Genomic DNA, 11,353 nt, shown 5'->3' on the forward strand with positions numbered 1-11,353 from the left:
TATTCAGCTTTGACATCGTGTGTAAGGGCTATTTAGTAATGCGACAGTTGGGCCAGTTAGAGATGCGACAGTCTCACCTGCATGAGCGCTGAAGGACAACCGCGTGTCGTCATCCATAATTGATTTGTCGAAACTGAGGGATATCGGCTGGTCGATGTGGGATACCATCGGGCTCATGCCCGACGGATGCACATGGCGCGACGGCGACGTAGCTGGCTTCGAGGACGAATATGACAGCTACCTCCAGAACGCCACCACCCAGCTTCGCCAAGGCGTACCGGCGGCTGAAGTGGTCCGCTATCTGGTGAAGGTCGAAACCGTCTTCATGGGCCTCTCTCAAAGAACGGACACAATGCTCCGGGCGCGAGCGGTGGTTCAGGCAATCCTTGCAAAGGCTTGAGACGCGACGTGCGCCCGAGAACGAAATACCACACCCCGCCCTATTCCCGTCGTCGCATAAGTTGACATCATCAGTGAAGTTTTGCAGTTACATCCGTGCGATCCGGATATCCGGCCTCGCGTCACATGCAGCCGGAGATCCCATCATGCCCGCCGAATTCCTCACCCTGTCGCAGATCCACTACGAGGCCAGCAAGAAGCATATTCTGCGCGGTGTCGATCTGACGCTTGAGGCGGGCCGTGTCTATGGGCTGGTCGGGCCAAACGGTTCGGGTAAGAGCTCGCTCCTGAAGACCATCGCCCGCCAGGTCGATCCGACGTCGGGCGCGGTTGCGCTTCAGGGAAAGCCGGCGGCGAGCTGGGGCGGGCGCGCTTTCGCCCGCGAGATCGCCTACATGCCGCAGTTCACCCCCGCCACCGATGGCATGACGGTGCGCGAGCTTGTCGCGCTCGGTCGTTTCCCTTGGCACGGCACGCTCGGACGCTTCACCCAGGCCGATCGCGATCTGGTCGAGGATGCGATCCGCCGCACCGATCTCGAGCGCTTCGCCGATAGTCTCGTTGCCAACATGTCGGGTGGGGAGCGTCAGCGCGCCTGGATCGCCATGATGCTGGCGCAGAACGCCAGCTGCCTGCTGCTCGATGAGCCCACCTCCGCGCTCGACCTCGCCCACCAGGCCGGCGTCCTGTCGTTGCTGCGCGAACTGAGCCATGAGCGTGGCCTGACGATCGTCGTCGTCCTCCACGACATCAACCTTGCGGCGCGTTATTGCGACGAGTTGGTGGCGCTGAACGACGGTAGGATTTCGGCGCGCGGCAAGCCAAGCGAGATCGTTCAGTCGGACGTGCTGAAGTCGGTCTTCGGCGTCGAGATGGGCGTCTTCCCGCACCCAGTTAGCAACGAGCCCGTCAGCTATTTGTTGTAGCGTTATGGCGTGCTCGCATGGCTGGCCTTGCAACAACATAGCCGGCCAAGTATCTGATTAAATGAGACAATCGAGATCCTCACCTAAGGTGAGGATGTCAGCGCTAGAGGCTACGCCAGCTTCTTCTTGTCCGGCGCGCCATCGTCATCAGGCGCGCTCGTCTGTTGCGCCATATGCAGCCGCCGATAGGGGCCTGCGCGCCGCAGGAGGTCGCGGTGGCTGCCCTCTTCCACCACCCTGCCCTTGTCGATCACGCAAATCCGGTCCGCCTCGGTGATCGTCGCAAGCCGGTGGGCGATGACGAGCGTCGTGCGGCCTTGAGACAGCTCGGCCAGTGATTGCTGGATCGCCCGCTCGGTCTCCGTGTCCAGCGCCGACGTCGCCTCGTCGAGAATGAGGATCGGCGGGTTCTTGAGGAAGATGCGGGCAATCGCCAGTCGCTGCTTCTGACCGCCGGAGAGCTTGACGCCGCGCTCGCCGATGATGGTATCCAGTCCAGCCGGCAGACCGGCGATCACCTCGTCGAGACGCGCCCGGCGGGCCGCGTCGAGGATGTCGGCTTCTGTCGCTCCCAGCCTGCCATAGGCGATGTTTTCGCGCATGGTGCCTGCAAACAGGAACACGTCCTGCTGCACGATACCGATGCTCGAGCGCAGGGACGCCAGCGTCATCTGGCGGATATCGACGCCATCGATGGAAATGGCGCCGCTGGTAACGTCATAGAAGCGCGGCAGCAGCGAACAGACGGTCGTCTTGCCGGCCCCTGACGGTCCGACGAAGGCGATCGTCTCGCCCGCCTTGATCGTCAGGTCGAGCCCGTCGAGGATCGGCTTTCCGATCTGGTAGGCAAAGCGAACGTCGTTGTAGCGGATGTCGCCCGTCAGCCGCGGCATGTTGCGCGCATCGGGCCGGTCGGCGATATCGGGATCGGTGTCGAGAAACGCCGTATAGCGCTGGAAGCCGGCAATCCCCTTCGGATAGGTCTCGATCACCGAATTGATGTTGTCGATCGGCCGGAAGAAGACGCCGACGAGAAGCAGGAAGCCAACAAAGCCGCCGGCCGAGAGTTCGCCTCTCGTGACATACCATGCGCCGACAAGCATCACGACCACCTGCACGAAGCGCATCGAGAGATAGGACAGCGACGTCGAGGCCGCCATCGCCCAGTAAGCCTGCAGCTTGGTCGAGAGATAGCCGGCATTGTTGACGGCGAAGAGCTGGCGCTCGTGGTCCTCGTTGGCGAAAGCCTGGACGACGCGAATGCCGCCGACCGTCTCCTCGATGCGGGCGTTGAAATCCGCAACGCGGCCGTAGAGCGAATGCCAGGTCTTCGTCATCCGGCGGCCGTAGCGCGTCGTCACAAGGGCCGTCAGCGGCACGATCAGCGCGGTCACGATTGCCAGCGGCGGATGTTCCCACCACATGAGAATAAAGGCGCCGACCAGCGTCATCACGGCAATGAAGATATCCTCCGGCCCGTGATGGGCGACCTCGCCGATCTCTTCAAGATCCTTGGTCAGCCGCGCCACAAGATGGCCGGTCTTCTGGTTGTCGAAATAGGAGAAGGACAGTTTCTGCAGATGGTCGAATGCCCTCGCCCGCATCTCCGTCTCGATTTTCAGGCCAAGCATATGGCCCCAATAGGTGACGATGACCTGCAGCCCGGCGTTGACGACATAGATCGCAAGCAAGCCGAGCGCCGCCAGTCCGATCAGGCCCAATTGACCGGTCGGCAGCAGCTTGTCGATGAACATCGTCACGGCCACGGGAAACGCAAGTTCCAGCAGGCCCGCCGTCACCGCGCTGCCGAAATCGAGCACGAACAGCCCTCGGTGCGGTTTGTAGTAACCAGCGAACCGTTTCAGCAGCGACGATGTGCTCATCCGCGAGCCCCCCAATTGACATAAAAAGTTTGCGGCGCGCCATTGGGCGCTGAATGCAACTGTGTGGAAGACAGTGCGTCCTAGCAAAGGCCAGCCGCTTCAAGGATTTGCCCGATATCCAAATCCGGCTTCAAAAAGTCAAGTTACTTCTTGGTGAGCTCGCGTCTCGCGGTTGTAGGCCACGGGCGCACCGCGCAGACTTGCGAAATTTTAAGGCGCGATCGCGTGCGGCTAAAAATTTGAGCAGCATTGTCTGCTTTTTCGGCATGAAATTTATCGTTCGGTAAAAATTTGACCAAACGATAAATAAAGCATGATCAACCATGTCGCATCACTCTGATTTTATTGGCGTTTATCAATCTGGCACGCCACCTGCATTGAAAATGCCGAACCAAGTCCTTGGCCGCGTTGCCTCAAGAGGAGAGCAAATATGGAAATCGGTGTTTTCATTCCGATCGGAAACAATGGTTGGCTGCTGTCGGAGAACGCGCCGCAGTACAAGCCGAGCTTTGAGCTCAACAAGGAGATCACGCTGAAGGCCGAGAAATACGGCTTCGATTTTGCCTTGTCGATGATCAAGCTCCGCGGCTTCGGCGGCAAGACGGAGTTCTGGGACTACAATCTGGAATCCTTTACGCTGATGGCCGGCCTTGCCGCCGTCACGTCGAAGATCAAGCTGTTCGGCACCGCAGCGACACTGGTCATGCCTCCAGCGATCGTCGCGCGCATGGCGACCACGATCGACAGCATTTCCGGCGGTCGTTTCGGCGTCAATCTCGTGACCGGCTGGCAGCGGCCGGAATACAGCCAGATGGGCCTGTGGCCGGGCGACGACTATTTCGGCGACCGTTACGAATATCTCGGCGAATATACGACCGTCCTCAAGGACCTCCTGACGACGGGCCAATCCGATCTCAAGGGCAAGTTCTTCCAGATGGACGATTGCCGGATGAAGCCGGTGCCCGAAAACGTGAAGCTGATCTGCGCCGGCTCGTCCGACAAGGGCATGGCATTCTCCGCCGCCTATGCCGATTACAGCTTCTGCTTCGGCGTTGGCGTCAACACGCCCACGGCCTTCGCCTCGACCAACCAGCGCCTTCTCAACGCAACGGCAAAGACCGGACGCGACGTGCGCTCCTTCGTACTGACGATGGTGCTTGCCGAGGAAAAGTCGGAGGACGCCTGGGCGAAGTGGGAGCATTACAAGGCAGGCGCCGATGAAGAAGCGATCAAATGGCTCGGCCTGCAGAGTGCTGCCGATACCAAGTCCGGTTCCGACACCAATGTTCGCCATATGTCGAACCCCGTATCGGCCGTCAATATCAACATGGGCACGCTGATAGGATCCTATGAGGAGGTCGCCGCAATGCTCGACGAGATGGCTGCGGTGCCCGGCACCGGCGGTGTCATGCTGACGTTCGACGATTTCGTCGAAGGCGTCGAGAAGTTCGGCAAATATGTACAGCCGCTGATGAATAGCCGCCGCCACGTCACCGAAATGCTGGAGGCCGCCGAATGAGTGTCGCACCTGTTGGATACGAGGCGCCGCGCGAGCGCACGCAAAGCGTCACCCTCCCCGCCCGCCCCGAGCCGATCACGCTGAAGCCGAGCGAAACCGCCGTGGTGGTCGTCGACATGCAGAACGCCTATTCGACCGAGGGCGGCTATGTCGATCTCGCCGGCTTCGATATCGCCGGCGCCAAGGGCACGATCGCCAACATCAAGAAAACGCTCGACGCCGCACGCGCCGCGGGCGTCCAGGTCATCTATTTCCAGAACGGCTGGGACAAGGATTATGTCGAGGCCGGCGGTCCGGGCTCGCCCAATTATCACAAGTCGAATGCGCTGAAGACCATGCGCCAGCGGCCGGAGCTGCAGGGCCAGCTTCTGGCAAAGGGCACATGGGACTACGCGATCGTCGACGAGTTGCAGCCGCAACCGGGCGACATTCTGGTACCGAAGACCCGCTACAGCGGCTTCTTCAACACCAACATGGACAGCGTTCTGCGCGCCCGCGGCATCCGCAACCTCGTCTTTGTCGGCATCGCCACCAATGTCTGCGTCGAGAGCTCGTTGCGCGATGCCTTTCACCTCGAATATTTCGGCGTGATGCTTGAAGACGCGACCCATCACCTCGGTCCCGATTTCATCCAGCGGGCGACCGTCTACAACGTCGAGAAATTCTTCGGCTGGGTCTCAACCGTCAACGATTTCTGCGGCGTCATCAGCCAAGCCGCGCCCACCGAAGCCTGATCACGAGCAAAGAAGAGGACACATCATGCCAAAATCGATCATCGTCCCCGAGGGAACCCAGAAGCCGATCGCCCCCTATTCGCCGGGCACGCTTGCCGATGGCATCGTCTATGTCTCCGGCACCCTGCCCTTCGACAAGAACAACGACGTCGTCCATGTCGGCGATGCCGGCGCACAGACCCGCCATGTGCTCGATATCATCAAGTCGGTGATCGAGACGGCCGGCGGCACGATGGAAGACGTGACCATGAACCACATATTCGTCACCGACTGGGCCAACTACCAAGCCGTCAACGCCGTTTATGCCGAATATTTCCCCGGCGACAAGCCGGCCCGTTATTGCGTTCAGTGCGGCCTGGTGAAGCCTGACGCGCTCGTCGAGATCGCGACTGTCGCCCATATCGGCAAGAAGTGACGAGCATGCATTACGACATACATGGCCAGACCCATGCCGGTGCGAGGACCATCATCCTGTCATCCGGCCTTGGCGGCGTAGCGGGTTACTGGGCGCCGCAGATCGAGGCGCTGTCAGCCGATTTCCGCGTCATCACCTACGATCATCGCGGCACCGGCCGCACCGGCGGCGAGGTGCCCGAGGCGAGAGGCATCGCCGCCATGGCCGACGACGTGCTGGAGATCGCGCTGGAGCTCGGCATCGAGCGCTTCGACTTCATGGGCCACGCGCTCGGTGGCCTCATCGGGCTCGATATCGCGCTCCGCCGCCCCGACATGATCGGCCAGCTCATCCTCGTCAACGCCTGGAGCAAGGCGGACCCGCATTCCGGCCGCTGCTTTGATATCAGGATCGAGCTGCTGGAGCGGTCGGGCGTCGAGATGTTCGTCAAGGCGCAGCCGCTCTTCCTCTATCCGTCGGTCTGGATGTCCGACAATGCCGAGCGTCTCGAGACCGAGGAGCGGCACGCCATCGCCCATTTCCAGGGCAAGACCAATATCCTGCGCCGTATCGCGGCTCTCCGGGCCTTCGATCTCGATGACCGGCTGTCGGAGATCGTTGCCCACACGCTGGTCATGGCCACCCGCGACGACCTCCTCGTCCCCTACACCCGATCGGTGCGCCTCGCCGAGGGACTGCCGCATGCCGAACTGGCGCTGACTGATTTCGGCGCGCACGCCGTCAACGTGACGGAGGCCGAGAGCTTCAACGACACCATGCTGCGCTTCCTTCGTGACGCGAGATCCGAAATCCGCTAGGACCCCGATATGCAAGCATCAGCCAAAATAATCCCGGAGGCGCCCGCGACAATCGCGGGTGCTGTTCCCGACCAGCGCAAGCAGGATTACCGCAACGCCATGGCCCGCCTCGGCGCCGCCGTCAACGTCGTCACATCGGATGGACCGGCAGGCCTTGCGGGCTTTGCGGCAACCGCCGTCTGCAGCGTCACCGACGATCCGCCCACGCTTCTGGTCTGCATCAATCGCGGCTCCTCCGCCTACCCCGCCGTGAACGCCAACCGCGTACTCTGCGTCAACACGCTGTCGCACGCCCATGAGGATCTGAGCCGGCGCTTCGGCGGCAAGACCCCCGTGCAGGAACGGTTCGAAGGCGCCAGCTGGTCGGTCCTTGAAACAGGCGCGCCGGCGCTTGACGACGCGCTGATCTCCCTCGACTGCAAGGTTAAGTCGGTCTCCGATGGCGGCACCCACGACATCCTGATCTGCGAGGTTGTCGCCATCAAGGAGAACGAAGGCGGCCAGGCGCTGATCTATTTCGATCGTCGCTACCACACGATCTGATCACGCTTACGGAACAAGAGCTTAGGTCAACGCGTTCCTGCCGGAATTCTGGTTCATCCCGTAGCGTGACGTCCCGTCGCGCCGCCAGGATGACCATCTTGGAGACGCCGATGCCCTGGATCGCCTTTATCGTTCACTTCTTTGCCGCCGCCATCATGACGAACGGCATTCCGCACTTCGTCAACGGCGTCTGTGGCCGGCCGTTCCGCACGCCATTCGTGCGCATGTCAGGCGCCGGCGAGAGCTCGGCGGAATTGAATGTCGTCTGGGGCTGGGCGAACTTCGTCGTCGCCTTCCTGCTCTTCGCCAATGTCGGGCCGCTCTATATTGGCACTCCTATCGACACCATCTTCATCGCCGCTGGCGTGCTCGTCGCCGGTCTGATCCTGTCGCGAATATTCGCGCGCGGCCGGCTCTGATTGCCTCTTTCCTTGCGCGCTGAAAGCCCTACAATTCAAGGGGTGGCGGCTATGGCCACGGGATAGTGGGAGATATGCCGATGCGCGCCTTCTTCGCAGTCCTCATCCTCAGTCTCACCGCGATTTTCACGCTGTCGCCGGCGCGCGCGGAAGACCCGCTGGATACGACACGGTCGATGATCGAGGCGCAGATCAAGGCTTTCCTGCAGGACGATCCGGAAGCGGCCTATTCCTACGCCGCCCCTGACATCAAGGCCGTCTATCCCGACAAGAACGTCTTCTTCGCCATGGTCAAGAAGAGCTATGAGCCGGTCTATCACCCCGGAAACTACGCCTTCGGCCGCAGCCGATCGATCGACAACGGCGCGATGATCTACCACGAGGTGCTGATCTCCGGCCGCGACGGCAAGGACTGGACGGCGATCTATCAGGTCATCCGTCAGCCGGATGGCAGCTATAAGATCGGCGGCGTCCAGATCCTGCCTGATACGGCGAGCAAAGGCATCTGAGCCTTAGACCGGATCGATGTCGCCCTTAGCCCACTCAGCTTCCGTCTCCGCCATGAAATCGGCGAAGCGACCTTCGGCAATCGCCTTGCGGATACCCTGCATCAGTTCCTGATAGTAGGAGAGGTTATTCCACGACAGCAGCATGCCGCCCAGCGCCTCGTTGGAGCGCACGAGGTGGTGCAGGTAGGCGCGTGAGTAATCGCGCGTCGCCGGGCAGTTCGACTGCTCGTCGAGCGGGCGCATATCCTCGGCATGACGGGCATTGCGGATGTTGACCTTGCCGCGGCGGGTGAAGGCCAGGCCGTGACGGCCAGACCGGGTCGGCATCACACAGTCGAACATGTCGATCCCGCGCGCCACCGAGCGCAGCATGTCCTCAGGCGTGCCGACGCCCATGAGGTAACGCGGTTTTTCGGTCGGCAGCACCGGCAGCGTCTCCTCGAGCATCTTCAGCATCACCGCCTGTGGCTCGCCGACGGCAAGACCGCCCACCGCGTAGCCCTTGAGGTCGAGATCGGCAAGCGCTGCGGCCGAGCGCACGCGCAGTGCCGGAATATCGCCGCCCTGCACGATGCCGAACATTGCTTTGCCCGGCTGGTTGCCGAAAGCGACCTTGCAGCGCTCGGCCCAGCGCAGCGACATCTCCATGGCGCGTTCGATCTCGCGCGGCTCGGCCGGAAGCGCAACGCACTCGTCGAGCTGCATCTGGATATCGCTGTCGAGCAGCCCCTGGATCTCGATCGAGCGCTCCGGCGACATGTGGTGCAGGCTGCCGTCGACATGGCTCTTGAAGGTCACGCCCTGCTCATCGAGCTTGCGCAGTCCTGACAGCGACATGACCTGGAAGCCGCCGCTATCGGTGAGGATCGGCCCATCCCAGCGGATCAGCTTGTGCAACCCGCCAAGCCGCGCAACGCGCTCGGCCGTTGGCCGCAGCATCAGGTGATAGGTATTGCCGAGAATGATATCGGCGCCGCCCTCACGCACCTGGTCGAGATACATCGCCTTGACGGTACCAACGGTGCCGACGGGCATGAAGGCCGGCGTACGGATCGTGCCGCGCGGCATGGAGACTTCGCCGAGACGGGCGCCGCCATCGGTCTTCTTGAGGGTGAACTGGAAGTTCTCGGTCATCTAATCTTTCCGGAAAAGAAGGCTGGAATCGCCATAGGAATAGAAGCGGTAGCCTGTCGAAATGGCATGTTCATAGGCCGCATGCATGGTCTCGAGGCCGGCAAAGGCCGAGACCAGCATGAACAGCGTCGAGCGCGGCAGATGGAAGTTGGTCATCAGCACATCGACCGCCTTGAAGCGGTAGCCCGGGGTGATGAAGATGCCGGTGGCGCCCGCCCAGCCGCACATCTCGCCGCTATCCTGCGCTGCGCTCTCGATCAAACGCAGCGAGGTTGTGCCGACGCAGACGATCCGCCCGCCCCTCGCCTTCACGGCATTGAGCTTGGCGGCCGTCTCGCCGCTGACATAACCGCTCTCGAGATGCATCTTGTGGTCGTCGGTATCGTCGACCTTCATAGGCAGGAAGGTGCCGGCACCGACATGCAGCGTCACGAAATGCCGCTCGATGCCGGCCTTGTCGAGTGCTGCGAAGAGTTCGGGCGTGAAATGCAGTCCGGCGGTGGGTGCGGCGACAGCGCCGTCCTCGCGGGCATAGATGGTCTGGTAGTCGGCGCGGTCACGCTCGTCCTCGGCGCGCTTGGCGGCGATGTAGGGCGGCAGCGGAATATGGCCGACGGAATGGATGACTTCGTCGAGCGCCGGGCCTGACAGGTCGAAGGCCAGCGTCACCTCGCCGCCCTCGCCCTTCTCTTCCACGGTGCAGTCGAGCGAGCCGAGAAGGCAGCTTTCGCCACCATGGCCGAAGGCGATCCGGTCGCCGACCTTGATGCGCTTGCCGGGCTTGGCAAAGGCCTTCCAGCGATTGGCGCCGACCCGCATATGCAGCGTCGCCGAAACCTGCTGACCGCCCGCACCCTCGCGGTAGCGGATGCCTTCGAGCTGCGCCGGAATGACCTTGGTGTCGTTGAAGACAAGCGCATCCCCCGCCTTCAGGAAGGACGGCAGGTCGGAAACACGGTGATCGGAGATCTTCGTTTCGCCATTGGGATCGACGACAAGCAGGCGCGCGCTGTCGCGCGGCTCGGCGGGCCGCAGAGCGATCCGCTCATCGGGAAGCTCGAAATCGAAAAGGTCTACGCGCATAGGGCAGTTCCGGGGAAGGCTGGTCCAGGCAAAGCGAAACCCGCCCCGCGCTCTCGCGCAAGGGCGGGTTCCAGCAAACATCACAATCAGACGTCGGCGGCAACCCGCATCGAGACGATCGAATCCGGATCGACGACCGGTTCGCCCTTCTTGATCTTGTCGACGTTGTCCATGCCTTCGATGACCTGGCCCCAGACGGAATACTGCTTGTTCAGCCAGGGAGCATCCGTGAAGCAGATGAAGAACTGCGAGTTGGCGGAGTTCGGGTTCTGCGAACGGGCCATCGAGCAGGTGCCGCGGATGTGGCTGACGGCCGAGAACTCAGCCTTCAGGTCCGGCTTCTCGGAGCCGCCCATGCCGGCACGACCCGGGTTGAAGCTCTCGCCGCCCTTCTTGCCGAACTTCACGTCGCCGGTCTGCGCCATGAAGTCGTTGATCACGCGGTGGAACACGACGCCGTCATAAGCCTTCTCGCGTGCGAGTTCCTTGATGCGGGCCACGTGCTCGGGCGCCACTTCAGGCAGAAGCTGGATGACGACATTACCCTTGGTGGTTTCCAGGATGATGGTGTTTTCCGGATCCTTGATCTCAGCCATTGTTATTCTCCTACTGGTCTTGAAACTTACTTCTTGGCGATGGTGACCTTGACCATGCGGTCAGGATTGCTGACTTCGCCGTTCTGGCCTTCGCCCTTCTGGATCTTGTCGACGTTCTCCATGCCGGAGATCACCTTGCCGACGACCGTGTACTGGCCGTTCAGGAAGGAGCCGTCAGCGAACATGATGAAGAACTGCGAGTTGGCCGAATTCGGGTCCTGCGAGCGCGCCATGCCGACCGTGCCGCGCACGAACGGGGTCTTGGAGAACTCGGCCGGAATGTTCGGCATGTCGGAGCCGCCGGTGCCGACCTGGTTCTTGTCGAAGCCCTTTTCCATGTTGCCGTACTGCACGTCGCCGGTCTGTGCCATGAAGCCGTCGATCACGCGGTGGAAG

Annotated in this window: 14 protein-coding genes; 9 read left to right on the forward strand and 5 right to left on the reverse strand. The window is 61.8% G+C overall.

The window, feature by feature from the left end; genetic code table 11:
* Positions 1-103: 103 nt before the first annotated feature.
* Together B3605_RS06890 and B3605_RS06895 are read left to right on the forward strand one after the other, a co-directional pair.
* A complete protein-coding gene (locus B3605_RS06890) occupies positions 104-400 on the forward strand; it encodes a hypothetical protein (RefSeq protein WP_112946156.1) in 297 nt (98 codons plus the stop codon).
* Between the two features lie 145 nt (positions 401-545).
* Positions 546-1,325 carry an ABC transporter ATP-binding protein gene (locus B3605_RS06895; protein WP_112946155.1) on the forward strand — a complete coding sequence of 260 codons (780 nt, stop codon included), beginning with the start codon at positions 546-548 and terminating at the stop codon, positions 1,323-1,325.
* 110 nt (positions 1,326-1,435) lie between these two features.
* Here B3605_RS06895 and B3605_RS06900 read toward each other — a convergent pair whose 3' ends face one another.
* A complete protein-coding gene (locus B3605_RS06900) occupies positions 1,436-3,208 on the reverse strand; it encodes an ABC transporter ATP-binding protein (protein ID WP_296433401.1) in 1,773 nt (590 codons plus the stop codon).
* A gap of 430 nt (positions 3,209-3,638) precedes the next feature.
* On the opposite strand from B3605_RS06900, the gene rutA reads away from it, so the two are divergent.
* From rutA to B3605_RS06935, 7 genes are all read left to right on the forward strand, one after another.
* The gene (rutA, locus tag B3605_RS06905; protein ID WP_112946153.1) at positions 3,639-4,727 is read left to right on the forward strand and encodes a pyrimidine utilization protein A; all 1,089 of its coding nucleotides are present in this window, start codon (positions 3,639-3,641) and stop codon (positions 4,725-4,727) included.
* The gene (gene rutB / locus B3605_RS06910; protein ID WP_112950909.1) at positions 4,724-5,461 is read left to right on the forward strand and encodes a pyrimidine utilization protein B; all 738 of its coding nucleotides are present in this window, start codon (positions 4,724-4,726) and stop codon (positions 5,459-5,461) included. The genes rutA and rutB overlap by 4 nt, the downstream gene beginning before the upstream one ends.
* A gap of 25 nt (positions 5,462-5,486) precedes the next feature.
* Complete coding sequence (rutC, locus tag B3605_RS06915; protein WP_112945826.1) at positions 5,487-5,876, forward strand: pyrimidine utilization protein C; 390 nt, start codon at positions 5,487-5,489, stop codon at positions 5,874-5,876.
* Between the two features lie 5 nt (positions 5,877-5,881).
* Positions 5,882-6,673 (forward strand): pyrimidine utilization protein D, encoded by a 792-nt coding sequence (rutD, locus tag B3605_RS06920; RefSeq protein WP_112945827.1) that lies wholly within the window; start codon positions 5,882-5,884, stop codon positions 6,671-6,673.
* Between the two features lie 9 nt (positions 6,674-6,682).
* The gene (locus B3605_RS06925; RefSeq protein ID WP_112945828.1) at positions 6,683-7,216 is read left to right on the forward strand and encodes a flavin reductase; all 534 of its coding nucleotides are present in this window, start codon (positions 6,683-6,685) and stop codon (positions 7,214-7,216) included.
* Positions 7,217-7,326: 110 nt separating this feature from the next.
* Positions 7,327-7,635, forward strand: a complete 309-nt coding sequence (locus tag B3605_RS06930) for a hypothetical protein (protein ID WP_018902382.1) — start codon at positions 7,327-7,329, stop codon at positions 7,633-7,635.
* An 80-nt stretch (positions 7,636-7,715) separates the two neighbouring features.
* Positions 7,716-8,144, forward strand: coding sequence for a DUF4864 domain-containing protein (locus tag B3605_RS06935; protein WP_112945829.1), 429 nt, complete (start codon positions 7,716-7,718; stop codon positions 8,142-8,144).
* Positions 8,145-8,147: 3 nt separating this feature from the next.
* Here B3605_RS06935 and tgt read toward each other — a convergent pair whose 3' ends face one another.
* The 4 genes from tgt to B3605_RS06955 form a co-directional block, all read right to left on the reverse strand.
* Positions 8,148-9,278, reverse strand: a complete 1,131-nt coding sequence (gene tgt / locus B3605_RS06940; protein WP_112974078.1) for a tRNA guanosine(34) transglycosylase Tgt — start codon at positions 9,276-9,278, stop codon at positions 8,148-8,150.
* Positions 9,279-10,361, reverse strand: a complete 1,083-nt coding sequence (gene queA, locus B3605_RS06945) for a tRNA preQ1(34) S-adenosylmethionine ribosyltransferase-isomerase QueA (protein WP_112974079.1) — start codon at positions 10,359-10,361, stop codon at positions 9,279-9,281. It lies immediately after the preceding gene.
* Positions 10,362-10,447: 86 nt separating this feature from the next.
* Positions 10,448-10,957 carry a peptidylprolyl isomerase gene (locus tag B3605_RS06950; RefSeq protein ID WP_018902378.1) on the reverse strand — a complete coding sequence of 170 codons (510 nt, stop codon included), beginning with the start codon at positions 10,955-10,957 and terminating at the stop codon, positions 10,448-10,450.
* A gap of 26 nt (positions 10,958-10,983) precedes the next feature.
* A partial coding sequence (locus B3605_RS06955; protein ID WP_296433407.1) for a peptidylprolyl isomerase occupies positions 10,984-11,353 on the reverse strand: 370 nt, incomplete at its 5' end.

Source organism: Rhizobium sp. UBA1881 (assembly GCF_002338015.1).
Taxonomy (GTDB): Bacteria; Pseudomonadota; Alphaproteobacteria; order Rhizobiales; family Rhizobiaceae; genus Rhizobium.